Source organism: Pseudomonas sp. A-R-19, from assembly GCF_019956575.1.
Taxonomy (GTDB): Bacteria; Pseudomonadota; Gammaproteobacteria; order Pseudomonadales; family Pseudomonadaceae; genus Aquipseudomonas.
The window spans coordinates 65,816-80,835 of record NZ_JAHBDR010000093.1 but is presented as its reverse complement, the minus strand read 5'-3'; the positions used below and the strand labels follow the sequence as shown (position 1 = coordinate 80,835).

12 protein-coding genes are annotated in these 15,020 nt (G+C 61.9%); 7 read left to right on the top strand and 5 right to left on the bottom strand.

The window, feature by feature from the left end:
- Positions 1 to 133: 133 nt before the first annotated feature.
- Together KGA88_RS26115 and KGA88_RS26110 are read right to left on the bottom strand one after the other, a co-directional pair.
- Complete coding sequence (locus KGA88_RS26115) at positions 134 to 775, bottom strand: Pr6Pr family membrane protein (protein ID WP_223595343.1); 642 nt, start codon at positions 773 to 775, stop codon at positions 134 to 136.
- A gap of 2 nt (positions 776 to 777) precedes the next feature.
- Positions 778 to 1,008: a VF530 family DNA-binding protein gene (locus KGA88_RS26110; protein ID WP_090453280.1), complete on the bottom strand. Its 231-nt coding sequence runs from the start codon at positions 1,006 to 1,008 to the stop codon at positions 778 to 780.
- A 375-nt stretch (positions 1,009 to 1,383) separates the two neighbouring features.
- Here KGA88_RS26110 and KGA88_RS26105 point away from each other — a divergent pair, with 375 nt between their 5' ends.
- The 7 genes from KGA88_RS26105 to cmoB all read left to right on the top strand — a co-directional run bounded on the left by KGA88_RS26105 (position 1,384) and on the right by cmoB (position 11,198).
- Positions 1,384 to 2,766 carry a carbohydrate porin gene (locus KGA88_RS26105; protein ID WP_223595237.1) on the top strand — a complete coding sequence of 461 codons (1,383 nt, stop codon included), beginning with the start codon at positions 1,384 to 1,386 and terminating at the stop codon, positions 2,764 to 2,766.
- 214 nt (positions 2,767 to 2,980) lie between these two features.
- Positions 2,981 to 5,392: a glucose/quinate/shikimate family membrane-bound PQQ-dependent dehydrogenase gene (locus KGA88_RS26100; RefSeq protein ID WP_223595234.1), complete on the top strand. Its 2,412-nt coding sequence runs from the start codon at positions 2,981 to 2,983 to the stop codon at positions 5,390 to 5,392.
- A 215-nt stretch (positions 5,393 to 5,607) separates the two neighbouring features.
- Complete coding sequence (gene lon / locus KGA88_RS26095) at positions 5,608 to 8,025, top strand: endopeptidase La (RefSeq protein ID WP_223595232.1); 2,418 nt, start codon at positions 5,608 to 5,610, stop codon at positions 8,023 to 8,025.
- A 190-nt stretch (positions 8,026 to 8,215) separates the two neighbouring features.
- Complete coding sequence (locus tag KGA88_RS26090; protein ID WP_223595231.1) at positions 8,216 to 8,608, top strand: protease inhibitor I42 family protein; 393 nt, start codon at positions 8,216 to 8,218, stop codon at positions 8,606 to 8,608.
- 2 nt (positions 8,609 to 8,610) lie between these two features.
- Complete coding sequence (locus tag KGA88_RS26085) at positions 8,611 to 9,246, top strand: lysoplasmalogenase (RefSeq protein WP_223595229.1); 636 nt, start codon at positions 8,611 to 8,613, stop codon at positions 9,244 to 9,246.
- 255 nt (positions 9,247 to 9,501) lie between these two features.
- Positions 9,502 to 10,245, top strand: a complete 744-nt coding sequence (gene cmoA, locus KGA88_RS26080; RefSeq protein ID WP_223595227.1) for a carboxy-S-adenosyl-L-methionine synthase CmoA — start codon at positions 9,502 to 9,504, stop codon at positions 10,243 to 10,245.
- Positions 10,242 to 11,198 carry a tRNA 5-methoxyuridine(34)/uridine 5-oxyacetic acid(34) synthase CmoB gene (cmoB, locus tag KGA88_RS26075; protein ID WP_223595221.1) on the top strand — a complete coding sequence of 319 codons (957 nt, stop codon included), beginning with the start codon at positions 10,242 to 10,244 and terminating at the stop codon, positions 11,196 to 11,198. Before cmoA ends, cmoB begins: the two co-directional genes overlap by 4 nt.
- Positions 11,199 to 11,319: 121 nt before the next feature.
- Here cmoB and tadA read toward each other — a convergent pair whose 3' ends face one another.
- The 3 genes from tadA to guaA form a co-directional block, all read right to left on the bottom strand.
- Positions 11,320 to 11,817, bottom strand: a complete 498-nt coding sequence (gene tadA, locus KGA88_RS26070) for a tRNA adenosine(34) deaminase TadA (RefSeq protein ID WP_110660624.1) — start codon at positions 11,815 to 11,817, stop codon at positions 11,320 to 11,322.
- A complete protein-coding gene (locus KGA88_RS26065) occupies positions 11,817 to 13,193 on the bottom strand; it encodes a multicopper oxidase family protein (protein ID WP_223595220.1) in 1,377 nt (458 codons plus the stop codon). Before KGA88_RS26065 ends, tadA begins: the two co-directional genes overlap by 1 nt.
- Before the next feature lie 200 nt (positions 13,194 to 13,393).
- Positions 13,394 to 14,971, bottom strand: coding sequence for a glutamine-hydrolyzing GMP synthase (gene guaA, locus KGA88_RS26060; RefSeq protein WP_110660623.1), 1,578 nt, complete (start codon positions 14,969 to 14,971; stop codon positions 13,394 to 13,396).
- Between the last annotated feature and the right edge of the window lie 49 nt (positions 14,972 to 15,020).

Here is a 15,020-nt window from a genome sequence, read left to right as displayed (position 1 = left end):
GCGAAGCGGCGCTAAAACCTGCGACCGGTGGTGGCCTGGCACACCGCGTTTACCTGTTTTGCGACTGCTTCGCAGCCGAACGGGGGCAAGCCCCCTCGCCACAAAAAAGCATTCCACAGCGCCATAGCCGTGGTTACCTTCGAGCCCGCCACCGATCCACCCCGATCACCACCAACGCAATCACCAAAAACCCCGCCAACAACCCGCCTGCATTGATGAACACCTGTGGATAACCCAGTTTGTCCACATCCACGAAGGGATACGGATAAACCGCCAGCAGATGCCCGCGCCACAGCGCATAGGCAAAGTACAGCAGCGGATAAATCACCCACACCGCGATATGCCACAGGCGCAGGGTGCCCTTGGGCACATAGGCCCACCAGTACCCCAGGAACAGCAGCGGCACGATGTCGTGCAACAGTTCATCGGCCAGCCATTGCCAGCCTTCGGGATGCCACAGGTGGCGCAGCAGCAGGTTGTAGGCGAGGCTCACCACGGCGATGCTCACCGCGATCGCACTGCTGACCCAGGGCTGCAGGAACCAGCGGCGCGCGGCTGACTCGCGGGATGTCCATTCACAGGTCAGCACGGTCGCCACCAGGGTATTGGTCAGCACGGTGAAGTAGCTGAAAAAGCTCATCAGCCCGCCGATCAGACTGGCACCCAGCGTCCAGCGTGAATGGAAAATCAGGTACATCTGGATGCTCAAACCCGCCCAACCGAGCGTGGCAGCCACGGCCACAAAATGACGGCGAAATCCGGACGGGGCGATCATGTTCAAAGCGGTCGCTTGGTACGCATCAACTTCACGTACAGGCGTTCGACCTTCTCCCGCGCCCACGGGGTTTTGCGCAGGAACGTCAGGCTCGACTTGATGCTCGGGTCGCTCTTGAAGCAGCGGATATCGATACGCTCGGCCAGCCCCGACCACTCGTAGTGATCAACCAGTGCGTTGAGGATCTGTTCCAGCGTCACGCCATGCAGCGGGTCGGTGTTGTGTTCGGTCATGCCGGGCCTTCATGCAGAGAGGGAATTGGAAGCCGCGCACCTTAGCCGAGGGTTTCGTCGGGTGGAAGCGATCTATCAAATGTAGGTGATCTTGGGATGCTGGAATCCTGTAGGAGCGAGCTTGCTCGCGAAAAACGCAACGACGCCGCTGGTATCTGGTTTGACGCGTTATCGTTCACGACCATCGCGAGCAAGCTCGCTCCTACAAAGAGCTGACTGTTACCGATTCCGAAAGGCTGCATGTCAGCAAAAGCGCTTTCTCTATTTGTAACAGAACATTATCCTTGCGCCCGCCTTGGCTGAAACGCTTCTGCACCGAGCTTTACGCCGCTGTTTTCGTTATTCCCCCAGAAAAAGATCAAGAACTTCCTCTCTATGCCTGATTTTAAAACTCCGCGAGACAGCGCTGTCTCAACATCTTTTGCCAGTCCAAACGCCTTGGCGCTGATCGGCGGCCTCACGGCGCTGGGCCTCGCCTCCTGCGTTCAAGCCGCGCCTGCCTTCGATAGCGACTCACCGTGGATGCTCGGTGACTGGAACGGCACTCGCACCGAACTTGCGGAAAAAGGCTACGACTTCAAAGTCGATTACACGGGTGAAATGGGCAGCAACCTGCATGGCGGCTACGACCACGACCGCACCGCGCGCTACAGCGACCAGTTCGGCCTCGGTACGCACCTGGATCTGCAGAAAATCCTCGGCTGGAATGACGCCGAGTTCCAGCTGACCCTCACCGAACGCAGCGGCAACAACATCAGCAATGACCGCATCAACGACCCGCGTGTCGGCGGCTTCACCTCGGCTCAGGAAGTCTGGGGCCGCGGCCAGACCTGGCGCCTGACGCAGATGTGGTATCAGCAGAAATTCCTCGATGAAAAACTCGACATCAAGGTCGGCCGATTCGGTGAAGGCGAAGACTTCAACAGCTTCCCCTGCGACTTCCAGAACCTGGCGTTCTGCGGCTCCCAGGTCGGCAACTGGGCGGGCGACATCTGGTACAACTGGCCGGTCAGCCAATGGGCGCTGCGGGTCAAATATCACCTGACGCCAGAGCTTTATGCACAGGTCGGCGCGTACGAGCAGAACCCGTCGAACCTTGATCGCGACAACGGCTTCAAGCTCAGCGGCAGCGGTACCCAGGGCGCGGTCCTGCCGGTGGAGCTGGTGTGGACGCCGAAACTCAACGGCCTGCCAGGCGAGTACCGCGCCGGTTACTACTACAGCAGCGCCAACGCCACCGATGTTTACAAGGACAGCAATGGCCAGCCTGCCGCCCTGAGTGGCGAAGCCTACCGCAGCGCGTCGAGCAAGCACGGCGTGTGGCTGGGCCTTCAGCAGCAGGTCACCAGCCTCGCCAGCGACCACTCTCGCGGCCTGAGCCTGTTCGCCAACGGCACGATGCACGACAAGAAGACCAACGCCATCGACAACTACGTCCAGGCCGGCCTCGTCTACAAAGGCCCGTTCGACGCGCGCGCCCGGGATGACATCGGCTTTGCCATGGCCCGCGTCCACGTCAACCCGGCCTTTCGCAAGAATGCCGAGGCGACCAACCAGGCCAATGTCGTCTTCGACTACGACAATCCGTCCTACCTGCCGCCCCAGGACACCGAATACAGTGCCGAGCTCTATTACGGCGTGCACGTGACCAACTGGCTGACCGTGCGCCCGAACCTGCAATACATCCGCCATCCCGGTGGCGTGAACGAGGTCGATGACGCGCTGATCGGCGGGATCAAGGTCCAGTCGTCGTTCTAAAAAACACCACAAAACCCCTGTAGGAGCTGGCTTGCCAGCGATGGTCGTCAACGATAACGCTGCGAACCTGATTCCCCGCGGCGTTCTCGGGTTTTTCGCGAGCAGGCTCGCTCCTACAGGACCACACCGTTTTTTTATGAACCCTGCCCGCGCCGGATCGTCATCTACAGTGAACTTGCGCGGGACTCTATGAAACGTCACGGAGAATCACACTATGAGCACTGATAGTGCCTTGAGTCGAAGCCGTCTGTTGCCGACCCTGCTCGGCATTCTGCTTCTGCTGATGGGCCTGGCCATGCTGGCCGGGGGGATCAAGCTGAGCATGCTTGGCGGCTCGCTGTATTACCTGCTGGCCGGTATCGGCTTCGCGCTGAGCGGCGTGTTGCTGATCGCCGCGCGCCGCGCGGCGCTGGGCCTGTACGCACTGGTGCTGTTCGCCAGTACCGTCTGGGCGCTGTGGGAAGTCGGCCTGGATTGGTGGCAACTGGTGCCGCGCCTGGCGCTGTGGTTCGCCCTCGGCGTGGTGATGCTGCTGCCGTGGTTCCGTCGTCCATTGCTGATCAACGGCCCTGCCCCCATGGGCACTGGCGCCTTGAGCGTGGCCGTGGTCCTGGCTGGCGCCACCGCCTTGGCCAGCCAGTTCACCCATCCGGGCGAGACCCTCGGCGAGTTGGGTCGTGACTCGACTGACATGACCAGCACTGCACCGCAGATGCCCGAAGGCGACTGGCAGGCCTATGGCCGCAGCGAATTCGGTGACCGCTATTCGCCGCTCAAGCAGATCACCCCGGCCAACGTCGGCAAGCTGCAAGAAGCCTGGCGCATCCAGACCGGCGATCTGCCAACCGCCGATGACCCGGTGGAACTGACCAACGAAAACACCCCGCTCAAGGCCAACGGCATGCTCTATGCCTGCACCGCCCATAGCAAGGTGCTGGCGCTGGACCCGGACACCGGCAAGGAACTGTGGCGTTTCGACCCGCAGATCAAGAGCCCGGTGGGCTTCAAGGGCTTCGCCCACATGACCTGCCGTGGTGTGTCGTACTACGACGAAGCGGCCTACGCCCAGTCTGAAAACGCTGCCTCCGCAGTGATTTCCGAGGCCGGCAAAGCCGTCGCCCAGGCCTGCCCGCGTCGCCTGTACCTGCCAACCGCCGATGCACGCCTGATCGCACTCAACGCCGACACCGGCAAAGTCTGCGAAGGTTTCGGGAAAAACGGCGTGGTTGACCTGACTCAAGGCATCGGCCCGTTCACCCCCGGTGGCTACTACGCCACCTCGCCCGCAGCGATCACTCGTGACCTGGTGATCATGGGGGGCCACGTCACCGACAACGAGTCGACCAACGAGCCATCCGGCGTGATCCGTGCCTTTGACGTACACGACGGTCATCTGGTGTGGAACTGGGACAGCAACAATCCCGATGCGACCGAACCGTTGCCAGAGGGCGAACACTACAGCCGCAACTCGGCCAACATGTGGTCGCTGGCCAGCGTCGACGAAAAACTCGGCATGGTCTACCTGCCACTGGGTAACCAGACCCCTGACCAGTGGGGCGCAGACCGCACCCCGGGCGCCGAGAAGTTCAGTGCCGGCCTGGTCGCGCTGGACCTGGCCACCGGCAAGGTGCGCTGGAACTACCAGTTCACTCACCACGACCTGTGGGACATGGACGTCGGCAGCCAGCCAACCCTGCTGGACATGAAAACCGCCGACGGCATCAAGCCGGCTGTGATCCAACCGACCAAGCAAGGCAGCCTGTACGTACTCGACCGTCGCGACGGCACGCCGATCATCCCGATCAAGGAAATCCCGGTTCCGCAAGGCGCCGTGAAAGGTGACCACACCGCGCCGACCCAGGCCCGTTCCGACCTGAACCTGCTGGCCCCGGAATTGACCGAAAAAGCCATGTGGGGCGCCAGCCCGTTCGACCAGATGCTGTGCCGCATCCAGTTCAAGGAACTGCGTTACGAAGGTCAGTACACCCCGCCGTCGGAACAGGGCAGCCTGATCTATCCGGGTAACGTCGGCGTCTTCAACTGGGGCGGCGTTTCGGTCGACCCGGTTCGCCAGATGCTGTTCACCAGCCCGAACTACATGGCCTTCGTCTCGAAAATGGTGCCTCGCGCCGAAGTCGCGGCCGGCAGCAAGCGCGAGAGCGAAACAGCGGGCGTGCAACCGAACACGGGCGCGCCTTACGCAGTGATCATGCACCCGTTCATGTCGCCGTTCGGCGTACCGTGCCAGGCTCCGGCCTGGGGCTACGTCGCCGGCATCGACCTGACCAGCAGCAAAGTCGTGTGGAAACGCAAGAACGGCACCAGCCGCGACAGCTCGCCACTGCCAATCGGCCTGACACTTGGCGTGCCAAGCATGGGCGGCTCGATGGTCACCGCCGGCGGCGTCGGCTTCCTCAGCGGCACGCTGGACCAATACCTGCGCGCCTATGACGTCAACACCGGCAGCGAGCTCTGGAAATCGCGCCTGCCGGCTGGCGGTCAGGCGACGCCGATGACCTACACCGGCAAGGACGGCAAGCAGTACGTGCTGCTGGTCGTCGGTGGCCACGGCTCACTGGGCACCAAGATGGGTGACTATGTGATTGCGTACAAGCTGGCGGAATAAGTTTCAGCGGCAGTAAAACGAAAGGTGACGCCCGTGAGGACGTCGCCTTTTTTTGTGCCACACCGCTCCCACATTTTGACCGCGCACAGCCATGGTTCAGCTAACCTGTCTCTGCGCTGAACACGTCTGCGAAACACCGCGTTGCAGAAAATGACCGTTGAAACCACCGCCAACCTGCCCCATCTAAGACCCATACCCATTGCGCAGGTGCCCCCATGAGCGACCAGCAGGAATTCCCCGAAGACCCGAGCGAATACGCCGATCCGGTAAACGCACCACAGCACAAACCTGGCAAAGGCCTGGCCCTGCCTGGCCAGAACCTGCCGGACAAGGTCTACATCATCCCGATCCACAATCGGCCGTTCTTCCCGGCCCAGGTGCTGCCGGTCATCGTCAACGAAGAACCGTGGGCCGAGACCCTGGACCTTGTAGCCAAGTCCGAACACCACTCCCTGGCCCTGTTCTACATGGACACGCCCCAGGAAGACCCGCGCCACTTCGACACCTCGGCCCTGCCGCTCTACGGCACCCTGGTCAAGGTGCACCACGCCAGCCGCGAAAACGGCAAGTTGCAGTTTGTCGCCCAGGGCCTGACCCGCGTACGCATCAAGACCTGGCTCAAGCATCATCGCCCGCCGTACCTGGTGGAAGTCGAATACCCGCACCAGCCCACCGAGCCGACCGACGAGGTCAAGGCCTACGGCATGGCGCTGATCAATGCGATCAAGGAACTGCTGCCGCTGAACCCGCTGTACAGCGAAGAGCTGAAGAACTACCTCAACCGCTTCAGCCCCAACGATCCGTCGCCGCTGACCGACTTCGCCGCCGCCCTGACCTCGGCCACCGGTAGTGAACTGCAGGAAGTGCTCGACTGCGTGCCCATGCTCAAGCGCATGGAGAAAGTCCTGCCGATGCTGCGTAAGGAAGTCGAGGTCGCGCGCCTGCAAAAAGAGATTTCCGCCGAAGTTAACCGCAAGATCGGTGAACATCAGCGCGAGTTCTTCCTCAAGGAACAACTCAAGGTCATCCAGCAGGAGCTGGGGCTGACCAAGGACGACCGCAGCGCCGACCTCGAACAGTTCGAACAGCGGCTGGTGGGCAAAGTCTTGCCGGCGCAGGTGCAGAAACGCCTCGAAGAGGAAATGAACAAGCTGTCGATCCTCGAGACCGGCTCGCCGGAATATGCGGTGACCCGCAATTACATCGACTGGGCGACCTCGGTGCCGTGGGGCGTGTACGGCGAGGACAAACTCGACCTCAAGCACGCGCGCAAGGTGCTGGACAAGCACCACGCCGGCCTCGACGACATCAAGGACCGCATCCTCGAATTCCTCGCGGTCGGCGCCTACAAAGGCGAGATCAGCGGTTCCATCGTGTTGCTGGTGGGTCCGCCGGGCGTGGGCAAGACCAGCGTCGGCAAATCCATCGCCGAATCCCTGGGCCGGCCGTTCTATCGCTTCAGCCTCGGCGGCATGCGCGACGAAGCCGAGATCAAGGGACACCGCCGCACCTACATCGGCGCCCAGCCGGGCAAACTGGTGCAGGCCCTGAAAGACGTCGAAGTGATGAACCCGGTGATCATGCTCGACGAGATCGACAAGATGGGCCAGAGCTACCAGGGCGACCCGGCCTCGGCGCTGCTGGAAACCCTCGATCCGGAGCAGAACGTCGAGTTCCTCGACCACTACCTCGACTTGCGTATGGACCTGTCGAAAGTGCTGTTCATTTGCACCGCCAACACCCTGGATTCGATTCCCGGCCCGTTGCTGGACCGGATGGAAGTGATTCGCCTGTCGGGCTATATCACCGAAGAAAAGGTCGCCATCGCCAAGCGTCACCTGTGGCCCAAGCAGCTCGAGAAAGCCGGCGTGTCCAAGGGCAGCCTGAGCATCAGCGACAGCGCGCTCAAGGCGTTGGTCGACGGTTATGCCCGTGAAGCCGGCGTGCGCCAGCTGGAAAAAAACCTCGGCAAACTGGTGCGCAAAGCGGTGATGAAACTGCTCGACGATCCAAAGGCGGTGATCAAGCTTGGCCCGAAAGACCTCGAAACGTCCCTCGGCAAACCGGTGTTCCGCAACGAGCAGGTGCTGTCGGGGGTCGGCGTGATTACCGGCCTGGCCTGGACCAGCATGGGCGGCGCGACCCTGCCGATCGAAGCCACGCGCATCCACACCCTCAACCGTGGGTTCAAGCTCACCGGACAACTGGGTGACGTGATGAAAGAGTCGGCGGAGATCGCCTACAGCTACGTCAGCTCGCACCTGAAGTCCTATGGCGGCGATCCGAAGTTCTTCGACGAAGCCTTCGTCCACCTGCACGTGCCGGAAGGCGCCACGCCGAAAGACGGCCCGAGCGCCGGCGTGACCATGGCCAGCGCCCTGCTCTCGCTGGCACGCAACCAGCCACCGAAAAAAGGCGTGGCCATGACCGGCGAACTGACGTTGACCGGGCATGTACTGCCGATTGGCGGGGTGCGCGAAAAGGTGATTGCGGCGCGGCGGCAGAAGATTTTCGAACTGATTCTGCCGGAGGCCAACCGGGGGAATTTCGAGGAACTGCCGGAGTATCTGAAGGAAGGCATGACCGCGCACTTTGCCAAGAAGTTTGCGGATGTGGCGAAGGTGTTGTTCTGATGTTCCTGTAGCGCCTGTACCTGCGCTATCGCTGGCAAGCCAGCTCCTACAGGTTTTCTACTGCCGCCCTCTGTAGGAGCTGGCTTGCCAGCGATGGCGTCAGCCCGAACGACACCGTCCCCCGCTGTCACACTTTGTCTCATCTCGGTTATGCTCGCCGTTCGTCGTGAACGCCGGAGCCACTGACCCTATGTCCCCCATTCGCCTGTTTGTCCCCCTCGCCCTCGCCTTGCTGGCCGCTTGCGCCACGCAACCGAAACACAACGTGACCGTGGAAAAACAAAGCGAATGCCCGGTGCAGCTCAGCAATGGGCAAAACCTGATCCTGACCCTGCCGAGCAATCCGACCACGGGCTATCGCTGGGCGATCCAGGATTCCGCCGGCGGTGTCTTGCACGCCCTGGGACCAGAGGTTTATCGAAATCCGGAAGATGCTGGCATCGTCGGCTCAGCCGGGGTCTCGACCTGGCGTTTTCAGGCCTTCGCGACAGGCACTGGACGCTTGCGCCTGACCTCGCAGCAGCCATGGGCGCCGGAAGTGTTGCCGGTGGATTCCTTCGACTGCGCGATCTCGGTTAACTGACCGTGGGCTGGCTGATTCTGGCGCTGATGGGCGCGGTGACCTTTCTCTATGGCGTGAGCGTACATGCCTCCCTGCTGTGTCTGCTGGTGAAGCCTCTGCCCGTATTGGCCCTGCTCGGCTGGCTGCATGACGCACCACCAGGCGAGTATCGGCGCTGGATCAGCCTGGGGTTGATCTTCTCCCTGCTCGGGGATGTGTTGCTGGCGTGGCCGGGTGATTTGTTCGTGTTTGGCCTGGGTGCATTTCTGGTTGCTCATCTGGCCTATCTGAAAGCCTACTTGAGCGATTGCCGGCGTCTGGCGCTGCTGCCGCTGATCACTGCCCTCAGTGTGGGTGCAGTGCTGCTGGGAATCCTGATCAGTCATGGACTGGGGCCATTGCTGGTTCCGGTGATCGTCTACGGCCTGGCGATCAGCGCCATGCTCTGGCGCGCGCTCGCAAGGCTCGGCAGTGATGTGCCCAAGCGTTCGGCGCTATTGGCGGCGGCAGGTGCGGTGGCCTTTGTGTTTTCTGACAGCGTGATCGGCATCAGCCGGTTTGTGGTGCCGTTCGACGCAGCGCCTTATGTGATCATCCTCAGTTATTGGCTGGGGCAATGGGGGATCACTGCCTCGGCATTTTCCCAAAGATCACGCTAACCCCTGTGGCGAGGGGGCTTGCCCCCGTTGGGCTGCGCAGCAGCCCCAAAACCATTCAATCGAATAGTTTCAGATACACCCGATCAGCCGGAATTACGACGGCTACGCCGCCGAACGAGGGCAAGCCCCCTCGCCACAGGTGCCCCGCCAGCATTCAAACTGCGTCAGCCCCGCCGCTTTATCAGACAACCCGCGCATCCCCGCGCCAACTTGGCTAAAATGCCGGCCTTTTCCACCTACACCGCTGGAACCGCCGTGAGCAAAGAACCCGATCGCCTTTTCGCCCAGCCTTTGGCCCAGGTGCCTGACTTCGCCTTCAACGAGGACGTGGTGCGGGTGTTCCCGGACATGATCAAGCGTTCGGTGCCGGGTTATCCGACCATCGTCGAAAACCTCGGCGTGCTCGCCGCGCAGTTCGCCCAGCCGGGCAGCGTGCTCTACGACCTGGGTTCGTCGCTGGGCGCCGTGACCCAGGCCCTGCGCCGCCACGTGCGCACCGACGGTTGCCGCGTCATCGCTGTGGATAACTCGGCGGCCATGGTTGAACGCTGCCGCGAATACCTCAACGGCCAGGATTCGATGTTCCAAGAGTTGCTGCCGGTCGAAGTGATCGAAGGCGACATTCTTGCCCTGGAATTCCAGCCAGCCTCGGTGGTCGCGCTGAACTTCACCCTGCAATTCATTGCCCCGGACCAGCGCACGGCATTGCTCGCGCGCATCCGTCAGTCGCTGTTGCCCGGCGGAGCCCTGATCCTCTCGGAAAAACTGCGCTTCGAAGACGAGCAGGAGCACGCGCTGCTCACCGATCTGCACATCGCCTTCAAACGCGCCAATGGTTACAGCGAGCTGGAAATTGCCCAGAAGCGCAGTGCCATCGAAAACGTCATGAAGCCCGACAGCCTCGAAGAACACCGCGAACGCCTGCTGGCCGCCGGATTCTCGAAAGTCGTGCCGTGGTTCCAGTGTCTTAACTTTGCCTCGTTGATTGCCTTGCCATGATTGATCTGTCTCCCCTCGCCCGCCGACTGGCCGGAACCCCGCTGGCCGATTGGGCCAACACCCTGCAAGCGCAACTCGACAAGAAAATGGAGAAGGGCCACGGCGACCTGGAACGCTGGCAAAGCGCGCTGGACGCCCTGCCGAAGATACAGCCGAGCGAAGTCGATCTGCTCAATGGCTTGAAGCTCGACACCGAATGCAGCGACGAGACCCGCGCGCAAATGCGTTCCGCGCTGATGGGCCTGTCGCCATGGCGCAAGGGGCCGTTCGACCTGTTCGGCGTGCACGTCGACACCGAATGGCGCTCGGACTGGAAGTGGTCGCGGGTCGCCCCGCACCTGGATCTGAAAGGCAAGCGCATCCTCGATGTCGGCTGCGGCAACGGCTATTACATGTGGCGCATGCTCGGCGCCGGTGCCGACAGCGTGATCGGCGTAGACCCGAACTGGCTGTTCTTCTGCCAGTTCCAGGCGGTGCAGCGCTACCTGTCCGAGCCGAACGCCTGGCACTTGCCCTTCCCGTTCGAAGACCTGCCGCCAAACCTCGAAGGCTTCGACACGGTGTTTTCCATGGGCGTGTTCTACCACCGCCGCTCGCCCATCGAGCATTTGCTGGCGCTGAAGGATTGCCTGGTCAAGGGCGGCGAGCTGGTGTTGGAAACCCTGGTGGTCGAAGGCGACAAGCATCAGGTGCTGGTGCCGGAAGACCGTTACGCGCAGATGCGTAACGTGTGGTTCCTGCCGTCGGTGCCGGCGCTGGAGCTGTGGCTGCGCCGTGCCGGGTTCACGGATGTGAAGTGCGTGGATGTGAGCACCACCACGATCGAGGAACAGCGCGGGACGGAGTGGATGAAGTATCAGTCGCTCAGTGACTTCCTCGATCCCGAGGATCACAGCAAGACCGTTGAAGGGCTGCCGGCGCCGATGCGGGCAGTTATCGTCGCTCGCAAGTAATCCCAATCCTGTAGGAGCGAGCCTGCTCGCGATGAACTTGAAGGCGGCGCGGTAAACCAGACATTACGCGTCATCGTTCACGTCCATCGCGAGCAGGCTCGCTCCTACAGGGGTTCGCTGTTCAGTCTGCTGGTTTTGCGCGGCGGGCCTTGAAGAACTCGCTGAGCACTGCCCCGCATTCCTCCGCCAACACCCCACCCTCATACAACACCCGATGATTCAAAAAGCCCTGGGTAAAGAACTGCCCCTGGCTCTGTACGATCCCGGCTTTCGGCTCCAGCGCGCCATACACCACCCGGGCAATGCGCGAATGCACGATCAAGCCTGCGCACATGCTGCACGGCTCCAGCGTCACATACAGCGTACTACCCGGCAGACGATAGTTGCTCACGGCCTCGGCGGCGGCGCGGATCGCGACCATCTCGGCGTGGGCACTGGGATCGCTGGTGCTGATCGGGCAATTGAAGCCGCGACCGATGATTTCCCCATCCTGCACCAGCACCGCGCCCACCGGCACTTCGCCGAGGGCGGCACCCTGGGCGGCCAGGGCCAGGGCTTCACGCATGAAGTCGCGGTCACGGCTGCGGTCGATGATGGCGGCGGGTCGAATCTGACGCATCACGCCACCTCGATGGCGGCCATCAGGCCGGTTTCCATGTGATCGATCACATGGCAGTGGAACATCCACACACCAGGGTTATCCGCCACCAGCGCCACTTGTGCGCGCTCGTTCTTGCCCAGCAGATAGGTGTCGGTGAAGTACGGAATGACCTTGTGCCGGTTCGAGGCAAGGACCTTGAAGCTCATGCCGTGCAGGTGAATCGGGTGTTGGTACTGAGTCATGTTCTTCAATTCGAAAATGTAGCTCTTGCCCTTCTCCAGCTTGGCAATCGGCCGGTCGGAGCAGGTCTTGTCGGTGATGTCCCAGGCCTTGCCGTTGATCTGCCACAGGCTCGGCGGCTTGCCGTTGTCGACGTTGACCGACACCGAACCCACCCATTCGAAATTGAAGTTGAGTTTCTCGGCATTGGCCAGGTCCGGCTCCGCGATTGGATTGGCCGGCAATGCCGGCGGCCATTCGGTCGGCGCGTCGGTATTGGTCACCGAACGCAAGGTGCCCAGGCGCACCGGACCGTTGCGCAGGGACAACTCCTCACCGGCCGCTGGCGCCTTGATCGCCAGGCAAATGCGCATGCCCGGACCGAGCCAGTACTCCTTGCCGAGCGGACGCGGCTCGATCGGATTGCCATCCACCGCGTAGATCTGCGCTTCGACGCCGGGAATGTTCAGGCGATAGGTCAGGGTGTTGTCGAGGTTGAGAATGCGCACCCGGGTGATCTGCCCCGCCGGCAAATCAATCACTGCCTGCGGCACACCGTTGATCGTCGCCAGGCGCCCCGCCGTACCGCCACGGGCCGCTTCCCGGGGAATGCTGAACTCGACGAAATTGCCGACGTCGTCGACATGCCAGCTCTTCAGGCTCAAGGTCTTTTCGTACTTGAACCCGGTGGGTTCGCGCTCCTCGATGATCAACGGGCCGACCAGGCCACGGCCGAGTTCTTCGCTGCTGTTCACATGCGGGTGATACCAGTAGCTACCGGCATCCGGCACGCGGAATTTGTAATCGAAGTATTCGCCCGGCAGCACCGGCAATTGCGAGACGTAGGGTACGCCGTCCATTTCCAGCGGCAGGCGGATGCCATGCCAGTGAATGGTGGTCGCCACCGGCAGGTGATTGATGAAGCGCACCCGCAGCCATTCACCCTGGCGCACCCGCAACTCGGTGCCCGGCGCCGACGGGCCGAACGCCCAGGCCTCGGTCTTGTGCCCCGCCACCAGTTCGACGTCCAGCGGTGCGGCAATCAGCTCATAGTCGTGACCGGCATCCGCGTCGGCCATCTTGCCCAGCCAGTAACGCGACGCACCACCTGCCCCCACGCCAACGACTACAAGACCGGCCAGGCCACCGAGGATTTGGCGACGGGTAAAGGACATGAACTCAACTACCTCACTTGAACGCGGCAGGCCCTGGGCCCGCAAAAGGCGAATACGATACACCCGCAGTTGTGAAAGAAACAGCAAAGCGGGCGCGGCGACGGGCCGCAGGAAGCTACCGCAGTAATGCAAAAAGCCGTGTGAACTCAGGTTCACACGGCTTTTCATCCAACGATCAACCCCTCAGGGCCGGCGCGGGATCACTCCCACTCAATGGTCGCCGGCGGCTTGCTCGACACGTCGTAAGTAACGCGGGAGATGCCTTCGATTTCATTGATGATGCGGCCGGAAACGGTTTCCAGCAGTTCGTAAGGCAGGTGAGCCCAACGCGCGGTCATGAAGTCGATGGTTTCCACGGCACGCAGGGCCACGACCCAGGCGTAACGACGGCCATCGCCCACCACGCCAACCGATTTCACTGGCTGGAACACCACGAACGCCTGGCTGACCTTGTGGTACCAGTCGGCCTTGCGCAGTTCTTCGATGAAGATGTGGTCGGCGCGACGCAGCAGGTCGGCGTATTCCTTCTTCACTTCACCGAGGATGCGCACGCCCAGGCCCGGGCCCGGGAACGGGTGACGGTAGACCATGTCGTACGGCAGGCCCAGTTCCAGGCCCAGACGACGGACTTCGTCCTTGAACAGCTCGCGCAGTGGCTCGACCAGTTTCAGGTTCATCTCTTCCGGCAGGCCGCCCACGTTGTGGTGCGACTTGATCACGTGGGCCTTGCCGCTTTTCGCGCCAGCCGACTCGATCACGTCCGGGTAGATGGTGCCCTGAGCCAGGTACTTGATGTTTTCCAGTTTGTTCGACTGGGCATCGAATACGTCGATGAAGGTACGGCCGATGATCTTGCGCTTCTTCTCTGGGTCGGCTTCGCCGGCCAGGTTGTCGAGGAACTGATCTTCGGCGTTGGCGCGGATCACCTTGACGCCCATGTTCTCGGCGAACATGGCCATCACTTGCTCGCCTTCGTGCAGGCGCAGCAGGCCGTTGTCGACGAACACGCAGGTCAGCTGGTCGCCGATGGCCTTGTGCAGCAGCGCGGCAACTACCGAGGAGTCAACACCGCCGGACAGGCCGAGCAGGACGTTGTCGGTGCCGACCTGGGCGCGAACCTGGGCGATGGCGTCTTCAGCAATCTTCGACGGGGTCCACAGGGCTTCACACTCGCAGATGTCGAGGATGAAGCGCGACAGGATGCGACCGCCTTGCTTGGTATGGGTCACTTCCGGGTGGAACTGCACGCCGTAGTAGCCACGAGCATCGTTGAACATACCGGCAATCGGGCAGCTCGGGGTGCTGGCCAGGATGTGGAAGTCTTCCGGCATGCGGGTGACCTTGTCACCGTGGCTCATCCACACGTCGAGGCCGAACAGGCCGTCGGCGTCGATGTGGTCTTCGATGCCGTCGAGCAGGCGGCTCTTGCCGACCACGTCTACGCGGGCATAACCGAACTCACGCAGCTCGGAACCTTCAACCTTGCCGCCCAGTTGCTCGGCCATGGTCTGCATGCCGTAGCAGATACCGAAGACCGGCACACCCAGGTCGAACACCGCTTGCGGGCAGCGCGGGCTGTTGGCTTCGTGGACCGACTCCGGGCCGCCGGCGAGGATGACGCCTTTAGGAGCGAATTCGCGGATCGCATCTTCGTCCATGTCGAACGGATGCAGTTCGCAATACACGCCGATTTCACGCACGCGGCGGGCGATCAGCTGGGTGTACTGGGAACCGAAGTCGAGGATCAGGATGCGGTGGGCGTGAATGTCGAGGGCCATGATTCAGTCTCGTCTAAAAAATTCGGAAACAGTCGTGATTCAGAAACAA